This window comes from Brevundimonas sp. (genome assembly GCF_016742135.1).
Taxonomy (GTDB): domain Bacteria; phylum Pseudomonadota; class Alphaproteobacteria; order Caulobacterales; family Caulobacteraceae; genus Brevundimonas.
On record NZ_JACVCG010000003.1, the window covers coordinates 323,985 to 345,493 of the forward strand.

Sequence of the window (21,509 nt, forward strand, 5' to 3'; positions counted from 1 at the left end):
TTCTGAACTCACCGGACGATCCTGACGCCCAATGCTTAAGGTCGCCTCACCGAGAGTTTGCCAGAACCTTACCTCACGGTGTTTTCCGGTCAGTCAGCGTCCGGCTGGCGGTCCGGATGGGCGGCGATGAAGGCGGGGTGTCCGGCGGCTACCGTCTCGATCGCCAGCAGGCGCGGAAAGGCCTCCAGCGGCACATTGAACCGGCGCGCCGAATAGATCTGCGGGATCAGATAGCAGTCGGCCAGACCGGGCGTGTCGCCAAAGCTCCAGCCCCGCCCGTGCCGCTCCACCAGTGTCTCCAGGGCCTCAAAGCCCGCCGCGATCCAGCGCCCGGCCCAGGCATCCACCGCCGTCTGGTCCGCCTCGAACTGGCTGCGCAGGGCCTTCAGCACCCTCAGATTATTGAGCGGGTGAATGTCGCAGCCGATGATGGCCGCCATGGCGCGCACCGTTGCCCGGTCCTGGGCCGTGTCCGGCAGCAGCGGTGGCCGGGGGTGGCGCTCTTCCAGCCATTCCAGAATGGCCGGGCTCTGGGTCAGCACGCCCCCGGTCGTTTCCAGCGCCGGGACCAGCCCCTGCGGGTTCAGCGCCAGATAGGCGTCTGACGTCTGCGCCCCCGTTCGCAGGTCGATGCCGCGCGTCTCATAGCTGAGCCCCTTGAGGTTCAGGGCAATGCGGGTCCGGTAGCTGGTGCCCGACCGGAAATAGCCATGCAGGATCATGAAAACCTCAGCTCCGGGGCGGCCCCAGGATGAAGGACAGGGGCGAAAGGCCTTCTATCACAGCCTCGACGCCGTCGCCGGTCTGAACCGGCCCGACCCCGGCCGGCGTGCCGGTAAAGATCAGGTCGCCCGGGCCGAGATCCCACAGGCGCGCGGCCTGTTCCACGATCTCATGGGGCGCCCAGATCATGTCGGACAGGCGCGCCGATTGCCTCTGCTCACCATTGACGGCCAGCCGGATGGCCGAGGACGGCTCCGGCCCGGACCCGAGGGTCAGGGCCCCGCACGGCGCTGACTGATCAAATCCCTTGGCGGCATCCCAGGGGCGGCCCTTCGCCTTGGCCTCGGCCTGCAGATCGCGACGGGTCAGGTCGCATCCGACCGCCCAGCCCAGGATTTCGGCCCCCTCGCCGAGCGCCAGCACCAGCTCGACCTCATGGTGGAGGTTTCCGGTCAGGGAGGGAAAGGCCGGGTCGTCCCCGTCGGTCACCAGCGCCATGGCCGGCTTGGAGAAGAAGAAGGGGGCTGGACGGGCCGGATCGGCCCCCATCTCGCGCGCATGATCGGCATAGTTCTGGCCCACGCACAGTATGCGGCGCACGCCATAGCGGCGGCGCTCGCCGACAACCGGCAAGGACGGGATCTCGGGCGGAGGGATCAGCCACTGGGTCATGACGTCACGCTTAGGCCCGCGGTCTGACCTCCGCAACGCGTTTGAGCCCCCACATGACCCCGTTTCATGCTGCAATGCGGGAACCCGCTGGCGTCGGTGGCGTTGCCTCCTTATATCTCATACTATCGTCAAGCTTACAGACCGGGAGCGTCACCATGGCCACCACCAAGGCTCGCGAAGACATCAAGAACGACCTGAAAACCCTCAAGGAAGACCTCAAGGTGGGGGCCCGCGAGGAAGGCGAGCGCCTGCGCGCGCGCGCCGAGGCCGCCGAGGCCCGTCTGCGCGAAAAGGCCGACGAGGTCCGCACCCAGGCCGAGGCCTATTATGAGCAGGCCCGCGTGCGCGGCCGCGAATATTATGACGATGCCGCCGAGCGCTTCGACGAGGCCCAGCGCTATCTGGTCGAGCGGGTGCAGGAACGCCCGATGCAGTCGACCGGCATCGCCCTTGGGATCGGCGTCGTGATCGGCATGCTCATCGCCGGTCGCCGCCACTGATGCTGGGACGCGGACTCGTCAAAAAGGCCGTCGCCGTCGCGGTGGCGGCCGCCGCCGCCTTCGTTGCCGTGCTGTGTTTCGGGGCAGTGGTGTTCTTTGCCCTGTCCCTCGTCATCGTGCCGCTGGCCGCGGCCGCCGTGACATTCCTGCTGTTCGCCCTGGCGGCCCTGGCCGTGGTCATGGTCTTCCTGAAGAAGGCCGATGTCGTCGATGAGGATGACGGCTCGCTCAGCGACGGGCTGGCGGGCCGTGCCTTCCAGCTGTTCCGCAACCGCCCCATCCTGGCCTCGGTCGCGACCCTGGCGGGCGGATTCATCTTCCTGCGCAATCCGGCGCTGGCCACCATGGTGGCGGCGGCCTTCACGGAAAAGAGCCGCACTTCGCGTCACCGCTGAGGTCGCGCCCTAATCGACCACAGGATCGCCAGACGCGCCCGCAGGGTTCAACTTCCAGCGGATGCGCGTTTCGGCGTCCGTGCGGGCCGAGCCCCGCACCACGATCTGCAGCGCACGTCGCGTCTGGCCGTCGACGCTGTGCACCGAGGGCTCGATCGCCACGTCCGGCCCGTCCGTGCGGAACCACCAGCCCCGGCCGGAATGGCCGCGCAACAGTATCGAGCGGCGGTCCCGCGCCAAGGACGCCTGCACGCCGGGCTCCAGCTGAAACCGGACGGCATAGGGGGCGGCCAGCACCGGCGGCGGACTGGGCGCATGGTCGGCCGGAAACAGCCGCTCCTCGGCGCGCAACTCGTCCAGCCGTTGATCCAGATACAGGCGGCGCTGGTGAGCGAGGCCCGTCAGCGGCGCCCAGCCGTCGTGCTGGGCTTCCAGCCACAGGGCCCCGTCCCCCTGCCGCGCCTCGTGGCGCACCCCATAGGGCCGGGTCAGCAGACGCGGCCCCAGTAGCTCCGCCTGCCAGCCTCCCAGAGGCTCACCCAGCGAGGTCTCGCTGAGCGTCAGGGTCGAATGACCGGGCGTCAGCCTCAGTCCCTGGCGTTCATGGGCGCGCGGCGTCCAGCCACAGCCGGTGATCAGACGGTCCCGCCCACAGACGATCTCCAGCGCCAGCGGCTGGGCGCATGCCGCCTCGGTCCAGGCCCCGCGCGGCGGCGCCTCGACGTCGATCATGAGGCTGAGAAGCGGACTGCGCATCCGGGCCAGCCCCCCAACCGGCGGCTGCGTCTGGGCGGCGGCGCCGTCGGGGATCGGCTCCAGTCCCGCGGCCGCGAGGGCGGCGGACACCCGCGCGGGGGTCGAAACCCCGCCCCCGTGGACCCCCGGCAGACGCCCGTCGGGCATCGTCAGCGACCGGGTCGCGACCGCCAGTTTCTGAAGCGCGGCGTCCACACCCTCCGGCACCGGCTCGGACAATTGCGCCAGCCCGTCCTTGAGCATCAGGAGATCGAACAACAGCTCCAGCCCCGCCTCGGGGCTTCGGGACATGTGCGCCCCGTCGGGACGCAGCGTGCGCGGCAGGGCCCGGGACAGCCGCTTCAGACCCCGTTTGCGCAGGCGCGCGCCCGACGGACCGGCCAGGGCGCATCCGGTGACCGCGACAGCCACGGCCCGTGTGGCCGCCCCCGCCGCCGGTCCCGGCGGGCGCAACAGCTGGCGAGCCTGCCGGGCGACCAGAACGGCCAGCTGGCCCCGCTGCGGGTCGTCGGCCACGGCCCCCATGCGCCTGAGGGCCGGCGCCAGATGCAGCAGCCGCCGGGCCATCCGGTCCGGGTCCCAGGCAAAGGGGGCCCACCGGTGAAACACCCGACCCCAGCCCAGCGTCAGCCGCAGCGCCTCGCGCGCGCCGGCCTCACCCTCCTGCATCAGGGCGGGCAGCCAGTCGAAACCGTGCAGGGCCTCGGCAAAGCCGCGCGACGGACTGGGCCGATCCCAGGGATCCAGAGGGGCGGGCACATCCAGACTGATCCCCGCCAGGGTGAAGCGCCCCTGCAGGATGGGCTTGCCGGCCCCGGGGGCCTCGAGTGGCCGAAAGTCCCGGGGCGTGGCGGCAAAGGCGGACGGTTTCAGCCCCCACGGCCTGCCTTTCAGGGTCTGGCCGTAGCCGGGCAGGCCGTACAGCTCGATCCAGATCTGGCGGGTCATCAGGCGACCCATCACCAGCGGCCACACCCGCACCCCGGGCCGCGCGCCGGATGGCCTGACCGGTGTGCGGGGCGGGGCACCCCGCAGGCCGGGAATCTGGCCTTCGGGGACCGAGGCCTCGGGTTTGGCGAACGGGCCGATCCCCGCCATCAGCGACCCTTCAGCGCGGCGATATTGTCGGCATAGGCGGACGGCCCACCTCGAAACACGGCCGTGCCCGCCACCAGGGCATCGGCCCCGGCCGCCACACAATCGGCGGCGTTGTCAGCCGTCACCCCGCCATCGACCTGCAGGGTCGCCTTCGATCCGGCGGCATCCAGCCGCTGGCGGACCCGCGCGATCTTGTCTAGCGCGGCCGGGATGAATTTCTGGCCGCCAAAGCCGGGATTGACCGACATGATCAGCACCAGATCGACCAGATCCATGACCTCGTCGAGGATGGCGACGGGCGTGCCCGGGTTCAGCACCACCCCCGCCCGGGCTCCCAGATCCCGGATGCGTCCGAGAGTCCGGTGCAGATGCGGTCCGGATTCCGGGTGAACACTCAACACATCGGCCCCGGCGTGGCGATAGGCTTCCAGCCAGGGATCGACCGGGGCCACCATCAGATGCACGTCGAACGGCAGGCGGGTGTGGGGGCGGAGCGCCTTCACCACATCCGGGCCAATCGTCAGATTGGGCACGAAATGGCCGTCCATGACATCGACATGCACCCAATCGGCCCCGGCGGCCTCAAGGGCGGCGACCTCTTCGCCCAGCCGGGCAAAGTCTGAGGCCAGTATGGATGGACAGATCAGCGGCGCGCTCATGGCCCCGGGATAGGCCGCCCCCCTCTCCGGAGCAAGACCCCGGGCATGACCTGCGGCGCTTCAGGCGGCGGCGCGGCGGGTCGCCAGGCTGGCGCGCTGGATGTCGCTCAGCACGGCATCCTCCATGCGGGCCCCGGTCAGATCGGCCCGGTCCATCACGGCCCCGGTGAAATCGGTCGCCACCAGACGGGCGTATCTGAGGCCCGCTTCGCTCAGGTTGGTCGGCATCGACCGGCCTCCCCCAAGGGGCAGGCTGGACAGAAGGGCCCCGTCCAGATCGGCGTGGCTGAGAAGGACCCGCATCATCCTGGCACCGCGCAGATCCGCGCCCCTCAGGTTGCAGCCGCGCAGATCCGCACCTTCCAGATTGGCGCCCTGCAGGGCCATGCCCGACAGATCCATCCCGACCAGACAGGCCCCCCTGGCGTTTAGAGCGGGCAGCTTCAGCCCTTTCAGGCGGTCCCCAAGGGGGCGAAGATCCTTGCCGTCGAAATTGGCCGGCGCGCCCAGAACCCCGCCGCTTTCGGCCCAGGCATTGGCATCCAGTGCCTGTTCCAGCAGGGCATCGGCCCCGGCGATGGCCTCCAGCGTCGGCTCGCGAAGACAGCCGGTCATGTCGGTCCGTTCCATGCGGGCCGTATCCAGGGCGACATGGGTCAGGACCGCCCCGATCATGCGGGCTCCCGACAGATTGGCCCCCCCGATGTCGGCCCCTTCCATCATGGCCCCCGACAGGTCGGCATCCTTGAGGTTGGCGCGCGTCAGGCGGGTGTCCTTCATGGCGCAATCGGTAAAGTCGACCTTGAAGGCACTGAAGCCTTCCAGCGTCGCGCCGTTCAGCGTGGCACCGCTGAAGCTTGCCCCGTCGGCATTGCCCTGATGGGTCTCGTGCTTGACCGAGGACAGGCCCTTGGTCGCGTGCGGGACGGCGATCACCCCTTCGCGGAAATCCGCCTGGGTCAGGTCCGCCCGCGCCAGATCCGCGCCGCGCAGACAGGCGCCCCGCAGATCGGCCCGCACAAGCTGGGCGCTGCTCAGGTCGGCCTCGCGCATATCGCAGCAAAACAGGACGGCCCGGTTCAGCCGCGCGCCTGACAGACGGGTCCCGCGCAGCGAACAGCCGGTGAAATCCGCCTCCTCGAGGTTGCGTCCCGTCAGATCCAGCCCGTCCAGCGCCATGAATTTCAGCGCCAGCCGCCGCCCGCCCGCGCGGCCTTCGACGAAGCGCTCATGGGCCATGATCAGCAGATCGACATCCCCCTGTCCGAGGGCGCGGCGCGTAAAGCTCATGCAGGCATTCCTTCGGCATTCAGGCCCAGGGCCCCGGCCAGGACCGCCCCGGACAGATCGGTCAGCCGCATCTGGCACCCGTGCAGGCGCGCCCGGCTGAGATCGGCCCCGGCCAGCCGACCGTTTCTGAGGTCCGCGCCCGACAGGTCCGCCCCGCGCAGGATGGCGCCGGTCAGATCTGCGGGAAGAATACGCTCTGCGGACAGGAGCAGCGGCCCCAGCTGGGCCTGACGCAGGTCCGCCCCGTTCAGGCGCGCTCCGGCCAGCCGCGCCCCGCGCAGATCGGCGCCTCTGAGATTGCAGGCCCGCAGATCGGCCCCCTCCAGATGGGCCCCCTGCATCTGCACCCCCTCCATGTCGAGGCCGTAGAAGATCGCCCCGCGCGCAGACAGCGCCGTCAGGTTCAGGCCCCGGATCGACTTCAGGGACCTCAGGTCGACGCTGTCGAAGACCGAGGGCTTGCCCTCCACCCCGCCGGTCTCGCACCACAGGGCATGCGCGCGCAGCATGTCGGCGGCCGGCAGGCGCGAGACCGGATCGCCCGAAGAGCGATCATCGGTCAGGGCGCCGTCCATCCGTGCGCCGTCCGTGCGCCAGGATTGCGATTTGACCCCGACCAGCACCGCATCGCGCAGATCGGCCCCGGACAGGTCCGCGCCGGACAGGTCCGCTCCGGCCAGGTCCGCGCCCTTGAAGCTCGCCTGCTTCAGATTGGCCCGCACCAGCCGGCAGTCCTTCATCACCGCATCAGTAAAGTCGGCGGCGACCGCGACCACTCCGGTCAGGCGCGACCGCTCCAGATTGGCGCCGGCCAGGCAGGCGCCATTGGCCTGGGTCTCATGACGGGCGCGTGCCTCGATCACGCGAAAGCCCATCCGGGCATCGGCGGCGGCGATGGTCCCTTCCCGCAGGTCGGCCTCGAACAGGTCGGCCCCGGTCAGATCGGCCCCCCGCAGACAGGCCCCGCGCAGGTCCGCGCGCCGCATGGACGCTTCGGCCAGGACCACATCCTGCATGTCGGCGCCGAAAAAGGTGGCATTGTCCAGACGGGCCCCCGACAGGTCACAGCCCGTCAGATCGGCCGCGGAAAAATCGGCATCGGCCAGATTGCGGCCCTTCAGGTCCAGCCCGCTCAGGTCCATCCAGGCGAACACCGCCCGCGCCCCGCCGAGCCGGGCCTGCCACAGGCGATCGTGGCGGGCGCAGATCGCGTCCACCTCGCTCTGGGTCAGCCGTCGCCGTGCGACAGGTTCAGCAGCCTGGGCCATGGCCGCAGGCTGACACGATTACGCTTAAGGAAGGTTTGCCGTCCGGCCTCAGACCTTTAGCAGGCCCTGCTCCCTCAGACTGTCGGCCAGCTCCCCGGCCGAGACCCACAGCCGCGTATAGCCGGCCTCGCCCAGGCGGTTCAGCTCGGCCATCAGATCAGCACGCGGCGAGGCGGTGAAACGGGCATCAAAGCCCTCGCCCGTTTCGCTGATCCGGACCAGCGGCCGGCCGGTCTCCAGCCGGTGCAGAAAGCCTTCGCACAGCGCCATGGCCTCCTCGGCCATCAGGCCGGTCTCGACCTCCAGCCCCGCCTGGCGCAGCCGCTCCGTCCCCCGGCCCGAAGCGAACGGCGAGGGATCGAGGGCTGCGATCACCACCCGCGTCACCCCGGCCTCGGCCAGGAAGTGGGCGCACGACTTGCGGCCGGACGACCGCGCGCCGCACGGCTCCAGCGTCACATAGGCGGTGGCGCCCTTCGCCCTGTCGCCGGCGGCGGGAACGGCCTGTTCCTCGGCGTGGGGGCGACCGCCCCTGGCCGTGGCGGCCTCGGCGACCACCTCTCCCCCGTTCACCAGCACACAGCCGACCGCCGGATTGGGCCAGGTCTCGCCCATCCGCGCGAGCGCCAGCTCTATGGCGCGGGCCATGTGGCGGGCATCGTCGGCGGGCGCGCTCACGCCTGCGTCTCCGGCAGCGGCGGAAGGTCTGCGGCACGGCCTGTGTCCAGGTATCTGGCGGATGTCGGCACCAGATCGCTGTCCAGATCGATCTCCAGCGGATTGCCGGTCGGAATCTCGACGCCGACGATCTTGTCGTCCGGCACGGCGAACAGGTGCTTGACGATGGCCCGCAGCGAATTGCCGTGAGCGACGATCAGCACATCCTCTCCGGCCGAAAGGCGCGGCGCGATCTCGGCATCCCAATAGGGCAGCACCCGGTCCAGCGTGGTCTTCAGACTTTCGGTGTCGGGGATGGTCTGGCCCTCATACAGGGGGTCCCCGGCAAAGCTGTGCGCATGATCGGCCTCCATCGGCGGCGGCGGCACATCATAGCTGCGTCGCCAGATGCGGACCTGGTCCTCACCGTGCTTTTCGGTGGTTTCGGCCTTGTTGAGGCCCGTCAGCCCGCCATAGTGCCGCTCGTTCAGGTGCCAGTCGCGCACGATCGGCACGTCCTTGAGGCCCGCCGCAGCCAGCGCCAGATCCCCGGTCCGCCGGGCCCGCTTCAGCACCGAGGTGAACATGACGGCGGGGGCAAAGCCGGCCTCCGCGATCAGCGCGCCGCCCTTCCTCGCCTCGGCCTCGCCCTGATCGGTCAGATCGACATCGACCCAGCCGGTGAAGCGGTTCTCGAGGTTCCACTGGCTCTGGCCGTGACGCAGAAGGACGAGGCGGGGCATGCAGATCTCCGGATGACAGGGTTTTCGCCTAGGCGTCCCCCGGGCAGGGGTCAAGCCGGGCTGGGGGCATGGGGCGTTTGATCGGCCCGCCCCTTTTCTCCTATAGCCCTCCGCTGTTCCCTGCTGCCCAGAGGTGTCTGATGCCCGGCCTGATCGCTCCGACCGGCTTTCGCGAATACGACGCCCGTTGGGTTCTGGGCCCCGATCTGGACCTGCAGGGCGTCGAGACCCTGGGGCTGGCGCTGGCCACGCTTCTGCACGAGCTGGGCAGCCCGCGACTGGTCACCGGGCACGACTACCGCAGCTATTCCGAAGACGTGAAGGCCGCCCTGATCCGGGGTCTGGTCGCCGGCGGGGCCGAGGTCCACGACATCGGCCTGTGTCTGACCCCCATGGCCTATTTTGCCCGCGAGGCGCTGGGCGTTCCCGCCGTCGCCATGGTCACCGCCAGCCACAACGAAAACGGCTGGACGGGGGTGAAAATGGGGGCCCATCCGCCCTTCACCTTCGGCCCGGATGAGATGGCACGGCTCAAGGCTCGGGCGCTGGAGGGCGGACGGATCGAGCGCACCGGCGGGCGCGTCGTCACGGTTCAGGATTTTGCCAACCGCTACCAGGTCGAGGTCGCGTCAGGTCCCGGGCTGTCCCGGCCCATCCGGGTGGTCGCCGCCTGCGGCAACGGCACGGCGGGGGCCTTCGTGCCCGAGGCCCTGCGCCGCATGGGGGCCGAGGTGATCGAAATGGACACCGACCTCGACTGGTCCTTCCCCCGCTATAATCCCAACCCCGAAGACCGCGTCATGCTGGACGCCATGGCCGAGCGGGTGCGCGAGACGGGGGCCGATCTGGCCCTCGGCTTTGACGGCGACGGCGACCGGTGTGGCGTGGTCGACGATCGGGGGCACGAGATCTTCGCCGACCGCATGGGGCTGATGCTGGCCCGCGATCTGGTCGCCGCCCATCCGGGGGCGACCTTCGTCGTCGATGTGAAGTCGACCGGCCTCTACCGGACCGATCCTGTGCTGGCGGAGGCCGGGGCACGCGTCGTCTATGGCATGACGGGCCACAGCCATATGAAGCGGGCGGTCGCGGCCGAGCGCGCCCTCGTCGGCTTTGAAAAGTCCGGTCACGTCTTCTTCGCCCCGCCGCTGGGCCGGGGCTATGACGACGCCCTTGTGTTCGCGCGCGAAATCCTGCGCCTGCTGGACCGGGCGGGTGGGCGCCGCCTGTCGGAACTGGAAGCGGACCTTCCGCCCGCCTTCACCTCCCTGACCATGAGCGCCCATTGTCCGGACACGCAGAAATACACCGTGGTCGACCGGGTCAGCGAAGCCTATCGCGCGCTCGCCGAGGCGGGCGGCACCATTCTCGGTCGCCGTATCCGCGATCTGGTCACCGTCAACGGCATCCGGGTCGAGCTGGAGGACGGCGGCTGGCTTCTGGTTCGCGCCTCGTCCAACAAGCCGGAACTGGTCGTGGTGGTCGAAAGCCTGACGTCAGAGGCCGACATGCGGGGGCTTTTCCATGAGGAGGTAAAGCCGCGACTGGCCGCCTATCCCGAAGTCGGGGACTACAATCAGGAAGTTTGACCGCATCGGCGCAGCGGTCCATTAGGCCCTCGACCGGGAGGACGGGTGACCAGCTCAAGCGACCAGATCGTCATCATCGGCGGCGGATTTTCCGGCGCCATGGCGGCCGCGCGTCTGGCCGAACGGGGCGTAACCTCGACCCTGATCGATGCGGGCGGGGATTTCGGCCTTGGCGTCGCCTATGCCACTCTCTTCGACGGTCATCTGCTGAATGTGCGCGCCAACCGGATGAGCGCGGTCGAGGGCCGCCCGGACGACTTCGTCGACTGGCTGGGCCGCAACCACACTGACCGCGCCGATCCCGAAGGCTTCGCGCCCCGCAGGCTCTATGGCCTCTATGTTCAGGACCGGCTGAGGGCGGTCGAGACCGAGCACCCCGGCCTGATCACCCGCCTCCACGCGCGCGCCGCGTCGATCGAAGGGACGGATGTTGTGCTGGGCGATGGCCGCCGCATCTCCGGTCGCGCCGTGGTTCTGGCCACCGGCAACCCCCCGCCGAGGACCGCGTCCGGCGACCCACGCATCCTGTCCGATCCGTGGGCGGAGGGAGCGCTGGCGGCGATCGGGTCGGACGATCTGGTGCTGGTCATCGGCACCGGCCTGACCATGGTGGACATGGCCCTGTGGCTGGACGACCGGGGCTGGCGGGGAAAGATGCTGGCCCTGTCCCGCCGTGGCCTTCGACCCCGCGCACACGGAGAGCGCCCGGATGGGGCGATCCCGCCGGATCCGCAACTGCTGGATGGCCCGGCTTCGGCCCGATTGAAGGCGGCCCGCATGGCCGTCCGCGCCGGCGACTGGCGGGGCGTCATGGAGGGGCTGCGCCCCCTCACCGACCAGATCTGGCGCGCCGCCGACGTGCCGACGCGCGCCCGTTGGGTGCGCCACCTGCGCCCTTGGTGGGACGTGCACCGTCACCGCATCGCCCCCGGCATCGCCGCCCGCCTCGATGCCCTGATCGCCGCTGACCGCCTGACCCTCTCTGCCGCCCGCATCCGGGCGATTGTGCCCGAGGGTGACAAGGTCGCCGTCACCTTCGATCCAAAGGGCCGGATCGTGCCCTGCACCGTCCTGGCCGACCGGGTCATCGACTGCTCCGGCCCGGGCCACGACCCCGCTCGCGATCCCCTGACCGCGCCACTGCTGGCGTCGGGTCGCGCCCGGCTGGATCCGCTCGGTCTGGGCCTTGATCTGGATGAGGCGGGCCGGGTGCTCGGGGCCGATGGCACCCCCGACCCCACCCTCATGGTGCTCGGGCCCCCCGCCCGCGCCACCTTCTGGGAAACCGTCGCCGTCCCCGACATCCGCAAGCGGATCGAGGCCCTGGCGGAGGCATTGGCTGAGTAAGGAGTACCTCATGACCCACCACAAGTCCCGCACCCTCGGCGGGCGCGATCTCGCGCCTGAAACCCTGATGATGGGCTTCGGCTATGACCCCGCCCTGTCCGAGGGGGCGATCAAGGCGCCCCTGTTCCAGGCCTCGACCTTCGTCTTCAAGTCCGCCGAGGACGGCAAACGCTTCTTCGAGGTCGCCTATGGCCTGCGCGAAAGGGAGCCGGACGAGGCGCTGGGCCTGATCTATTCACGGATCAACAACCCCAATCTCGAAATCCTCGAGGACCGGCTGGCCGTCTGGGACAAGGCCGACCGGGCGCTGGTCTTCTCCAGCGGCATGGCGGCCATCTCCACGGCCATGCTGGCCCTGACGCGCCCGGGTGACACGGTCCTCTATGCCGCTCCGGCCTATGGCGGCACCGAATATCTGTTCGACCGCATCCTGCCCCGCTATGGCGTCAAGGTGGTCCAGGTGCTGGCCATGGGTGGCACCGAGGTCCTGAAACAGGCCATTCGCGATGCGGCGGCCCAGGCAGCCGAAGGGGGCGGACGTCTGGCCGTCGTCTATCTGGAAACCCCGTCCAATCCGACCAATCAGGTCGTGGACATCGCTGCCGCCGTGGCCGAGGCCAGGGCGCTGGATCAGGCCGAGCGCCCCATCGTCGCGGTCGACAACACCTTCCTTGGCCCGCTGTGGCAGCGCCCGCTGGAACTGGGCGCCGACCTGTCGCTCTACTCCCTGACCAAATATGTCGGCGGCCACTCCGACCTGATCGCGGGGGGGTGTCTGGGCACTGCGGACGTGATGGCCCGCATTGCCGAGATGCGCACCATCTGTGGCACGGCGACCGATCCCCATACGGCCTGGCTACTCAGCCGCAGTCTGGAAACCCTGCATCTGCGCATGGAGCGGTCCCAGGACAATGCCCGCATTCTGGCCGAGCGCCTGCGCCTGCATGACAAGGTCGCCGATGTGCTCGTCGCCGGGGGCGGCGCGGGCGAGCAGCGCGCCATCTTCGAGGCCCAGTGTCAGGGCCCCGGCTCGACCTTCTCCATCCGCGTGAACGGAGGCGAGGCCGAGGCTTTCCGCATGCTGAATGCCCTGAGGTTGTTCAAGCTGGCGGTCAGTCTCGGCGGCTCGGAAAGCCTGGCCTCACACCCGTCCAGTATGACCCATTCGGACTATTCGACCGAGGCCAAGGTCCGCTGCGGCATCGGCGATGACCTGATCCGCCTGTCGGTCGGCGTCGAAAACGTCGAGGACCTGTGGGTCGACCTCGAACAGGCCCTCGCTGCGGTCTAGCCTGCGGCCTTCACCGCCGCGCAGATGTCGTCCACGACCGACCGGACCAGCGCCTCGTCGTCGCCCTCGGCCATGACGCGGATCAGCTTCTCCGTGCCGGACTTGCGCACCAGAACCCGGCCCTGACCCTTCAGTCGCACCTCGCCCTCGGCGATGGCGGCCTTGACGCTGGCCGCCTCCATCGGCTTGCCGGCAGCATAGCGGACGTTCTCGAGGATCTGCGGCACCGGATCGAACTGGCGGGCCAGATCGCTCATCCTGCGGCCGCTCTTGACCAGCACGGCCAGCACCTGCAACGCCGAGATCAGGCCGTCACCGGTGGTTGCATGATCGCGCAGGATGATATGGCCCGACTGCTCACCGCCCAGGTTGAAGCCGCCCTCGCGCATCCGCTCCATGACATAGCGGTCGCCGACCTTTGTCCGCTCCAGCGTCAGGCCGTCCGCCAGCAGGGCGCGCTCCAGCCCCAGATTGGACATGACGGTGGCGACCACCCCGCCGCCCATCAGCAGCCCCTGGCCGGCCCAGTCCCGCGCCACAAGGGCCATGATCTGGTCGCCGTCCACGACCTGGCCCTTCTCGTCGCAGATGATCACCCGGTCGGCGTCCCCATCCAAGGCAATGCCGATGTCGGCCCGGTGCAGGTTGACGGCGGCGCTGAGCGCCTGCGGATAGGTCGAGCCGCAATCCGCGTTGATGTTCAGTCCGTTCGGCTCGACCCCCAGCGGGAAGACTTCGGCGCCCAGCTCGTACAGCGTCGTGGGCGCGACCCGGTATCCGGCCCCGTTGGCGCAGTCGATCACCACCCTCAGCCCCTTCAGGCTCAACGCCTTGGGGAAGGTCGCCTTGGCCACCTCGATATAGCGCGCCTGGCTGTCGTCGATCCGTCGCACCCGTCCCAGCTGGTCGGCAGGCGCCAGGTCCACATTCAGATCGGCGTCCATCATCGCCTCGATCTTCAGCTCGACCGAGTCCGACAGCTTGTAGCCGTCCGGCCCGAACAGCTTGATCCCGTTGTCCATGAAGCCGTTGTGCGAGGCCGAGATCATCACGCCCAGATCGGCGCGCATCGACCGGGTCATCATGGCCACGCCCGGCGTCGGCAGGGGGCCAAAGGTGATCACATCCATGCCGGCGCTGGCGAAACCGGCGACCAGGGCGGGCTCGATCATATAGCCCGACAGGCGGGTGTCCTTGCCGATCACCACCGTGTGGCGCCGGTCGTCCTCGGACATGAACATCCGTCCGGCGGCCAGCCCGACCCTGAGCGCGACCTCCGGCGTCATCGGGTGGGTGTTGGCCCGCCCGCGGATTCCGTCGGTTCCGAAATAGCGTCTCTCAGCCATGAATATCCCTCACTCCTGGCCCCCCGGCGTTGTGACATCAGAGACAGAAACCTTGCGAAACCGCAATTTAGATGTCAGGCCCCGTCATCCTGGCCTAGGGGGGAGCCGCCCCCCGAGGGCGGAGTGGGCTTAGACCGTCACAGGGCCGTGCGTAAAGCCATGGTTTTCTGACGATCCTGGATAGGGGACGAACCTATGTGCGGCATCATTGGCGTCACCGGCACCGGTCCGGCCGTGCCCCGGCTGATCGAAAGCCTGAAGCGGCTGGAGTATCGCGGCTATGACTCGGCGGGCGTCGCCGCCCTGGTCGACGGGCGTATCGAGCGTCGCCGGGCCAAGGGCAAGATCGCGGCGCTCGAGGCCGTGCTCCACGCCGAGCCCCTGTCCTCCACCGTCGGCATCGGCCATACCCGCTGGGCCACTCACGGAGCGCCCACGACGGTGAACGCCCACCCGCACAAGGCGGGCCGCGTGACCCTGGTCCACAACGGCATCATCGAAAATTTCGCTGACCTCAAGGCCGAACTCGAGGCGTTCGGCAACACCTTCGAGAGCCAGACCGACACCGAGGTCGTGGCCCACCTCCTGGACCGTGCCCTCTCGGACGGCAATGACCCTGTGGTCGCCTTCAAATCCGTGCTGGACCGGCTGACGGGTGCCTATGCCCTGGCCGTGCTGATCGAGGGCGAGGACGGCATGATCCTGGGCGCGCGGCGTGGCAGCCCGCTGGTCGTCGGCTGGGGCGAGGGCGAAATGTATCTGGGCTCCGACGCCCTGGCCGTCGGCCCCTTCACCCAGAAGATCAGCTATCTGGAAGAGGGGGACTATGTGGCCCTCGACCGTACCGGCGCGCGCATGTTCGACGTCGATGGGGCCCCGGTGGAGCGCCCGGTGGTCACCGTCTCCGCTTCCGCCGCCCAGGTCGAGAAGGGCGAATACCGCCACTTCATGGAAAAGGAGATCCACGAACAGCCCGACAGCGTCCAGCGCACGCTCTCGGCCTATCTGGATTTCGTCAACGGCCGGGCCCTGAAGCAGGACGTCGATTTCAAGGCGATCACCCGGATCCAGGTCGTGGCCTGCGGCACCGCCTTCTATGCCGCCCAGATCGGCCGCTATGCCTTTGAAAAACTGGCCGGCCTGCCCTGCGACGTCGAGATCGCGTCCGAGTTCCGCTATCGCTCGCCGGCCCTGATGCCCGACACCCTCGCCGTGGCCGTCAGCCAGTCGGGCGAGACCGCCGACACCCTGGCCTGCCTGACCTGGTGCAAGGGTCTGGGCCTGCCGACGGCGGCGCTCGTCAATGTGCACACCTCGTCCATGGCGCGGGAGGCCCGGTACCTGTGGCCCACCCATGCCGGTCCCGAGATCGGCGTCGCCTCGACCAAGGCCTTCACCGCCCAGGTCGCCGCCCTGCTGGCGCTGGCCGTCACCGCCGGTGTCGCGCGCGGCCGGATCGGCGCAGACGAGGAGGCCCGGCTGGTCCAGGCCCTGTTCGAATCGCCGCGCCTGATCGCCGAGGCGCTGCAGATGGAAGACCGCATGCGCGAGGTGGCCCACGAGCTGTCCCGCGCCACCGACGTGCTGTTCCTCGGTCGTGGCCCCATGTTCCCCCTGGCCATGGAAGGCGCGCTCAAGCTCAAGGAAATCAGCTATATCCACGCCGAGGGCTATGCCGCCGGCGAGCTCAAGCACGGCCCCATCGCCCTGATCGACGAGGAAACCCCCACCGTCGCCCTCGCCCCCCTGGACGAGATGTTCGAGAAGACCGCCTCCAACCTTCAGGAGGTGGCCGCGCGCGGCGGCCCGGTGGTCATGGTCGCGCCGCTCAAGGCCCCCACGCCGCACGGCACCGGCATCACCCGCATCGAGGCACCGGACTGTCATCCGCTGATCGCGCCGCTGGTCTATGCCATCCCGGTCCAGATGCTGGCCTATTTCACCGCCGTCCATAAGGGCACCGACGTCGACCAGCCCCGGAACCTTGCCAAGTCCGTCACGGTTGAATGATCCCGTCCAGGAGCCGTCCATGACCGCCACCCCCGCCCGCCTGCGCAAGGCCGTCCTCCCCGTCGCCGGCCTCGGCACCCGGGTGCTGCCCGGCACCAAGACCACGCCCAAGGAGCTGCTGAACGTCGTCGACCGGCCGATCCTCAGCTATATCGTCGAGGAAGCGCGCGAGGCGGGGATCGAGCACATCGTCTTCGTCACCGGCCGCGCCAAACAGGCCATCGAGGACTATTTCGACCACCAGATCGAGCTGGAGGCCCAGCTGGAGGCCAAGGGCAAGACCGACATCCTCGAGATGATGAATGCCGAACTGGCCCAGGCCGGCGAGATGAGCTTCACCCGCCAGATGCAGCCCAAGGGTCTCGGCCACGCTGTCTGGTGCGCCCGCGACATCATCGGCGACGAACCCTTTGCCGTCATCCTGCCCGACGTCATCGTCGACAGTCAGCCCGGTGCCCTGAAACAGCTGGCCGACGTCTATGCCGAGGTCGGCGGCAATGTCATCGGCGTCGAACAGGTGCCCGAGGCCGACACCCACAAATACGGCATCGTCGATCCGGCCGAGCGCCATGGCCGCCGCATCTCGATGAAGGGCATGGTCGAGAAGCCCCCGCGCGGCGAGGCCCCCTCCAATCTGTCGATCTCGGGGCGCTACATCCTCCAGCCGCAGATCTTCGACCTGCTGGCCACGCAGGGTCGCGGGGCCGGCGGCGAGATCCAGCTGACCGACGCCATGGCCCGCCTGATGCAGGACCAGGCCTTCACCGCCTATGAGTATGAGGGCGTGACCCACGACTGTGGCGACAAGATCGGCCTGCTGCGCGCCAATGTCGCCCTGGCCCTGAAACGCCCCGACCTCGGCGAGGCGGCGCGAGAGGCCATCTCGGCCCTGCTGTAGGGCTCTGGCCCCGGTGGGGCCCCGGGGCCTTAATCGTGACGGGTTCTGTGGTATAAGCCCCGCCTTTCCGCCCGTCCCGCCCCCTTCGACAGGATTGCTCCCGTGAGCATCACGCTCGATCTTTCCCGCGCCCGGCCGCAAGCCACAGCGCCCGTCAACCTCTCGGGGCTGACGCGCGAGGGCCTGCGTCAGGCCCTGATCGACGCCGACATCTGCCCGCCGGAAAAGGCGAAGATGCGCGCCAGCCAGCTCTGGGGCTGGATCCATCACTACGGTGTCACCGACTTCTCGCTGATGACCAACATCGGCAAGGATGTGCAGGCCAGACTGGCCGCCGCCTTCACCCTCGCCCGGCCCGAGATCGTCGAGCGCCAGGTGTCGAACGACGGCACCCGCAAATGGCTGATCCGCACCGCTCCGGGCATCGAGATCGAGGCGGTCTATATTCCCGATGTGGGCCGGGCCGGCGCCCTGTGCGTGTCCTCACAGGTCGGCTGCACCCTGAACTGCACCTTCTGCCACACGGGCACGCAAAAGCTGGTCCGCAACCTGACCGCGGCCGAGATCGTGGCCCAGGTCCAGGTCGCCCGGGACGACCTCGGCGAATGGCCCTCGCCCAAGGAAGACCGCCGCCTGTCGAACATCGTCTTCATGGGCATGGGCGAGCCGCTCTACAATCTCGACCACGTCGCCGACGCCATCGACATCATTTCGGACAATGAGGGCATCGCCCTCTCGCGGCGCCGCATCACCGTCTCGACCTCGGGCGTGGTGCCCCAGCTGCAGGCCCTGGGCGAGCGCACCCAGGCCATGCTGGCCATCAGCCTGCACGCCACCAACGACCCCCTGCGCGACGTGCTCGTCCCGCTGAACAAGAAGTATGATCTCAACCAGCTGATGGCCGGCATCCGCGCCTATCCCGGCCTGTCGAATGCCCGCCGCGTGACCTTCGAATACGTCATGCTGAAGGGCGTCAACGACAGCCCCGAGGAGGCCCGCGCCCTGCTCAATCTGATCAAGGGCATTCCGGCCAAGATCAATCTGATCCCGTTCAATCCCTGGCCCGGCACTGACTATGAATGCTCGGACTGGAAGACGATCGAACGCTTCGCCGCCATCCTGAACAAGGCCGGCTACGCCAGCCCCATCCGCACCCCCCGCGGCCGCGACATCCTCGCCGCCTGCGGCCAGCTCAAGTCCGAAAGCGAAAAGGTCCGGGCGTCTACGCTTCGAAAGGCGGAGCAGGACGCGGCCTGACGCCCCCTATTCTGCTCCGCGTTCAGCCTCTTCGCGCGGCACGGTCCGACCTTTGCCGTCAGAGTAGGTTATCCGATCGCCAAAACGCTCCTCCAATCGATCAAGGAGGTTGTGGGCCGGCCCTCGCCAGCTGTTCCCGCCTTGCGGCTGATTGATCGAAACCCTCATGGGATAGTTGAACCGGGTGTCAGGCCCCGCCTCCGCCTCTCGACGAGGAAATGCGTCGGGGTTGGCGTGGTGCTGCAAGACCATGAAGTAGGTTCCGTCTTCGCTGCAGGCCGACATCTGGAACGCGGCGTAGGTGTCTACATTTCCGGAGATGTGCTTCCGAAATGACCAGTCGTGTTCCTTGGCGAACGCTTCCATAACAGCTTCGACGATTGGCCATTCCGAAGGGCCAACATCAAGCGCAGCCGAGAGTTCGGGCCTGAGAGATGTTCGGCCGTCTCGCATGGGGTTGTGGCAGGAGCGATCCATAATCAGCGTGGGCGTCATGAAGGCTGCCACGGTTCCGATTGCAGCAAACCCAAGAACGACGGTTGCCAAATGGCGCCTCCACGTTTTGGAGGCCGGTTCGTCAAGAGCACCGGAGGCCTTCAGCACGGCCCAGAAGGCCAATCCGCCTGCCCCGCCGGGCAATCCGGCCATGAGGCTGAAAGTCATGGCCTGCTCCCAGCCGGCCGGGGTAAGCGCTCCGTCCTGAACCGTGACGACGCCACCGGAAGAAGCGAAGTCGGGTGTTCCAGCAACGGCCAGGAGAAAGGCCGGCACCGCGCCGATCGCAAAACCCACGATGGGTGGCGCCCACCAGGCGGCGGGCAAACGCGAGCGGAAGGCGAAATAGGCAGGTATCCCGAAAATCGAAGCCAGAATCGCCGTGAAGATGATCGCAATCGGCAAGACCCGAGGGGCGAAACCCGAGCCTGTTGCCGCACTGACGAGGATCGCGGCCGCGTACGCGGCAATGAGCGGCCAGACAGGAATTGAGGTGGTTCGCTTCATGCTCTCGCCCTTTGGTAATTAAGTAATAGCTTACACACACGAATGCCGCTGGCAAGCCCTTAGCAAATCGCTTAAATACTCAGGGATGCAACGTGTGTTCGAAGCCCTCTCCAGCCCCGTGCGGCGCAAGATTCTGGCCTATCTGGCTCATGCCGACCTGACGGCGGGCGAGATCGCGGGCCGGTTCGAAATCTCCAAACCGGCCGTGTCCCAGCACCTGTCGGTGCTCGAGAATGCCGGGCTGGTCACCAGCGAGAAGAAGGGTCAGTTCGTCCACTACCGGCTGGTGGCCGACGCGCTCGCCAACACCCTGAACGGCTATGTGCAGGAGGTCTGCCCCGTCTCGCGCCCCCTCAAGAAGGAAAGCGCCGCCCTCGCGGCCAAGCCGCCCCGGTCCCCGCCGGACTAACGCCCTGGGGCAGTCCGCGCCTGTCTCCTCCCTACCGCAGGTGGGGAGGGGGACCGTCCGTAGCCCGAAGGGCGAAGGAGGGTGGAGGGGTTCTTCACCGCGCGCACGCCCTCAAGACCCCCTCCGTCACGTCGGCTTTGCCGCCGCGCCACCTCCCCGACTTCGTCAGGGAGGAGACGGAATCCTCGTCATCCTCGGGCTTGACCCGAGGATCGGTGTCACCCGCAACGGCTGGTCGCCTGCCCGGACCGATCCTCCGATCAAGTCGGAGGATGACGATGGGTCGAAGGCAGCAACTATGATAGCCGCCCACAAATTCCCCCACCCTTTCAACGCCCCTTCCGTGTCTCGCATCGTTCTTCCCGACCAGGTCGCGAGCTGTGCAATCCTCAGAGCGTCCCGTCGCGCGGAGGGCTCGTAAGGCCTGCGACCTTATGGCGGCGGGAGCGGATGGAGCGGGGTTGCCGGGACACCGCCGATCAGACCTCGGGCCTCAAGCAGTGAGCGCCCGCGGCGCGAACGGTAGGCCCCAAAACACTGGGTCGAGGGGGATACTCGATCGCCCGGGAGGTGTCGCAGGACACCCCTGCCCGCCGGGGGCGCTGCGGTAAGGCGATAACACCGCCACCCGACGCAAGCTCCTGGAAAACCGTCTGCGCGGGGCGTCTGTCTTCGTCGAAACGGTATTTATTCAGTCACTCCGGGCGAAGGCCCGGCGCTCCGCCTGCCCTCCATCCTCTGCCCCCCGGGCGAGAGGCGCTTCCGCACATCACCTCTCCACCGAAGGTGGGGAGGGGGACCGTCCGAAGCCCGAAGGGCGAAGGAGGGTGGAGGGGGCGCCGCCGCCGTCAGAACACAGGAGCGCGCACAATCGTCAGCCTCCACGCCGCCCCCTCCGTCACGGCGCTGCCGCGCCGCGCCACCTCCCCGCAAAGCGGAGAGGTGATGAGGAGCGCCATTTCAGACGATTCAGACCATTCAGACCATTCAGACGGTCTTTTCCCGAATTCAGACGGTTCAGACGGTTCAGACCGTAACCTTTCGTCACAGACTGTGGCCCCGCGGCGCTTGCGGATTGGGGCTGGATTGGGGCAAGGACGGGGGACGGTTTTTCCTCCGTGATCCACAGGCCCCGCATACCCCTTCCATGGACTCCTCGTCCCTCTCCAGCGTCCTGACCAGTCCCGAAGTCCAGGCCTTTGCCCGGGGCTTTCCGGTGCTGATCATCCATCTGGCGGTGACCATCGCCCTGCTGGTGGTCGGGGCCACCCTCTATGCCCTGCTGACCCCCTGGAAGGAGGTCGCCCTGATCCGCGAGGGGAACTCCGCCGCCGCCGTGGCCTTTGCCGGGGTGCTGACAGGCCTCGCCATTCCGCTGGCCATCAGCCTGTCGGTCTCGACCTCGATCCGGGACATCGTCATCTGGGGCGTGGCGACCGTGGTGCTGCAGCTGTTCGTCTTCCGCCTGGTCGACATGCTGCTGACCGGCCTACCGCAGCGCATTCGCGACGGCGAGGTCTCGGCCGCCGTGCTGCTGGTCGGGGCCAAGCTGGCGACCGCCCTGATCCTCGGCGCGGCCCTCGCGGGCTAGGGGGCGCG

General features: G+C 68.5%; 20 protein-coding genes. 10 read left to right on the forward strand and 10 right to left on the reverse strand.

What is annotated here, in order from left to right:
• Nucleotides 1-89: 89 nt before the first annotated feature.
• Complete coding sequence (gene maiA, locus IBJ06_RS08440; protein ID WP_292159168.1) at nucleotides 90-722, reverse strand: maleylacetoacetate isomerase; 633 nt, start codon at nucleotides 720-722, stop codon at nucleotides 90-92.
• 7 nt (nucleotides 723-729) lie between these two features.
• Entirely contained in the window at nucleotides 730-1,395 is a 666-nt protein-coding gene (locus IBJ06_RS08445; RefSeq protein WP_292159170.1) for a fumarylacetoacetate hydrolase family protein, read from the reverse strand.
• A gap of 155 nt (nucleotides 1,396-1,550) precedes the next feature.
• Between IBJ06_RS08445 and IBJ06_RS08450 the strand changes: the two genes are divergently transcribed.
• Complete coding sequence (locus IBJ06_RS08450) at nucleotides 1,551-1,895, forward strand: DUF883 domain-containing protein (protein WP_292159172.1); 345 nt, start codon at nucleotides 1,551-1,553, stop codon at nucleotides 1,893-1,895.
• A complete protein-coding gene (locus IBJ06_RS08455) occupies nucleotides 1,895-2,290 on the forward strand; it encodes a hypothetical protein (RefSeq protein WP_292159173.1) in 396 nt (131 codons plus the stop codon). The genes IBJ06_RS08450 and IBJ06_RS08455 overlap by 1 nt, the downstream gene beginning before the upstream one ends.
• A gap of 9 nt (nucleotides 2,291-2,299) precedes the next feature.
• On the opposite strand, the gene IBJ06_RS08460 is transcribed toward IBJ06_RS08455, so the two are convergent.
• The 6 genes from IBJ06_RS08460 to gpmA are packed head-to-tail and all read right to left on the reverse strand — an operon-like array spanning nucleotide 2,300 to nucleotide 8,761.
• The gene (locus IBJ06_RS08460) at nucleotides 2,300-4,144 is read right to left on the reverse strand and encodes a heparinase II/III family protein (protein WP_292159175.1); all 1,845 of its coding nucleotides are present in this window, start codon (nucleotides 4,142-4,144) and stop codon (nucleotides 2,300-2,302) included.
• Nucleotides 4,144-4,803: a ribulose-phosphate 3-epimerase gene (rpe, locus tag IBJ06_RS08465; protein ID WP_292159177.1), complete on the reverse strand. Its 660-nt coding sequence runs from the start codon at nucleotides 4,801-4,803 to the stop codon at nucleotides 4,144-4,146. The genes IBJ06_RS08460 and rpe overlap by 1 nt, the downstream gene beginning before the upstream one ends.
• Before the next feature lie 60 nt (nucleotides 4,804-4,863).
• Complete coding sequence (locus IBJ06_RS08470; protein ID WP_292159180.1) at nucleotides 4,864-6,093, reverse strand: pentapeptide repeat-containing protein; 1,230 nt, start codon at nucleotides 6,091-6,093, stop codon at nucleotides 4,864-4,866.
• Nucleotides 6,090-7,361 carry a pentapeptide repeat-containing protein gene (locus tag IBJ06_RS08475; RefSeq protein WP_292159182.1) on the reverse strand — a complete coding sequence of 424 codons (1,272 nt, stop codon included), beginning with the start codon at nucleotides 7,359-7,361 and terminating at the stop codon, nucleotides 6,090-6,092. The genes IBJ06_RS08470 and IBJ06_RS08475 overlap by 4 nt, the downstream gene beginning before the upstream one ends.
• A 48-nt stretch (nucleotides 7,362-7,409) precedes the next feature.
• Nucleotides 7,410-8,039 carry a bifunctional diaminohydroxyphosphoribosylaminopyrimidine deaminase/5-amino-6-(5-phosphoribosylamino)uracil reductase RibD gene (gene ribD, locus IBJ06_RS08480; RefSeq protein WP_292159184.1) on the reverse strand — a complete coding sequence of 210 codons (630 nt, stop codon included), beginning with the start codon at nucleotides 8,037-8,039 and terminating at the stop codon, nucleotides 7,410-7,412.
• A complete protein-coding gene (gene gpmA, locus IBJ06_RS08485) occupies nucleotides 8,036-8,761 on the reverse strand; it encodes a 2,3-diphosphoglycerate-dependent phosphoglycerate mutase (protein WP_292159185.1) in 726 nt (241 codons plus the stop codon). Before gpmA ends, ribD begins: the two co-directional genes overlap by 4 nt.
• Nucleotides 8,762-8,901: 140 nt before the next feature.
• Between gpmA and IBJ06_RS08490 the strand changes: the two genes are divergently transcribed.
• From IBJ06_RS08490 to IBJ06_RS08500, 3 genes are read left to right on the forward strand one after another with little or no spacing between them, the layout of a single operon-like run.
• Complete coding sequence (locus IBJ06_RS08490; RefSeq protein WP_292159187.1) at nucleotides 8,902-10,350, forward strand: phosphomannomutase/phosphoglucomutase; 1,449 nt, start codon at nucleotides 8,902-8,904, stop codon at nucleotides 10,348-10,350.
• 45 nt (nucleotides 10,351-10,395) lie between these two features.
• Nucleotides 10,396-11,697, forward strand: coding sequence for an FAD/NAD(P)-binding protein (locus tag IBJ06_RS08495; RefSeq protein WP_292159190.1), 1,302 nt, complete (start codon nucleotides 10,396-10,398; stop codon nucleotides 11,695-11,697).
• Between the two features lie 10 nt (nucleotides 11,698-11,707).
• Complete coding sequence (locus IBJ06_RS08500) at nucleotides 11,708-12,988, forward strand: cystathionine gamma-synthase family protein (RefSeq protein WP_292159193.1); 1,281 nt, start codon at nucleotides 11,708-11,710, stop codon at nucleotides 12,986-12,988.
• Here the strand turns inward: IBJ06_RS08500 and glmM are convergent.
• Nucleotides 12,985-14,334, reverse strand: coding sequence for a phosphoglucosamine mutase (gene glmM / locus IBJ06_RS08505; RefSeq protein ID WP_292159195.1), 1,350 nt, complete (start codon nucleotides 14,332-14,334; stop codon nucleotides 12,985-12,987). The two genes, IBJ06_RS08500 and glmM, sit on opposite strands and share 4 nt — an antisense overlap.
• Before the next feature lie 195 nt (nucleotides 14,335-14,529).
• Between glmM and glmS the strand changes: the two genes are divergently transcribed.
• The 3 genes from glmS to rlmN all read left to right on the forward strand — a co-directional run bounded on the left by glmS (nucleotide 14,530) and on the right by rlmN (nucleotide 18,499).
• Nucleotides 14,530-16,344 carry a glutamine--fructose-6-phosphate transaminase (isomerizing) gene (glmS, locus tag IBJ06_RS08510; RefSeq protein ID WP_292159197.1) on the forward strand — a complete coding sequence of 605 codons (1,815 nt, stop codon included), beginning with the start codon at nucleotides 14,530-14,532 and terminating at the stop codon, nucleotides 16,342-16,344.
• A gap of 19 nt (nucleotides 16,345-16,363) precedes the next feature.
• On the forward strand, nucleotides 16,364-17,242 hold the full coding sequence (gene galU / locus IBJ06_RS08515) for a UTP--glucose-1-phosphate uridylyltransferase GalU (protein WP_292159199.1): 879 nt from the start codon (nucleotides 16,364-16,366) through the stop codon (nucleotides 17,240-17,242).
• Between the two features lie 102 nt (nucleotides 17,243-17,344).
• A complete protein-coding gene (rlmN, locus tag IBJ06_RS08520) occupies nucleotides 17,345-18,499 on the forward strand; it encodes a 23S rRNA (adenine(2503)-C(2))-methyltransferase RlmN (RefSeq protein ID WP_292159201.1) in 1,155 nt (384 codons plus the stop codon).
• Between the two features lie 6 nt (nucleotides 18,500-18,505).
• On the opposite strand, the gene IBJ06_RS08525 is transcribed toward rlmN, so the two are convergent.
• Nucleotides 18,506-19,501, reverse strand: a complete 996-nt coding sequence (locus IBJ06_RS08525) for a hypothetical protein (RefSeq protein ID WP_292159203.1) — start codon at nucleotides 19,499-19,501, stop codon at nucleotides 18,506-18,508.
• An 85-nt stretch (nucleotides 19,502-19,586) separates the two neighbouring features.
• On the opposite strand from IBJ06_RS08525, the gene IBJ06_RS08530 reads away from it, so the two are divergent.
• Both IBJ06_RS08530 and IBJ06_RS08535 read left to right on the forward strand, forming a co-directional pair.
• A complete protein-coding gene (locus IBJ06_RS08530) occupies nucleotides 19,587-19,910 on the forward strand; it encodes a metalloregulator ArsR/SmtB family transcription factor (protein ID WP_292159206.1) in 324 nt (107 codons plus the stop codon).
• Between the two features lie 1,147 nt (nucleotides 19,911-21,057).
• The gene (locus IBJ06_RS08535; protein WP_292159208.1) at nucleotides 21,058-21,501 is read left to right on the forward strand and encodes a DUF350 domain-containing protein; all 444 of its coding nucleotides are present in this window, start codon (nucleotides 21,058-21,060) and stop codon (nucleotides 21,499-21,501) included.
• The last annotated feature ends 8 nt before the right edge of the window (nucleotides 21,502-21,509 follow it).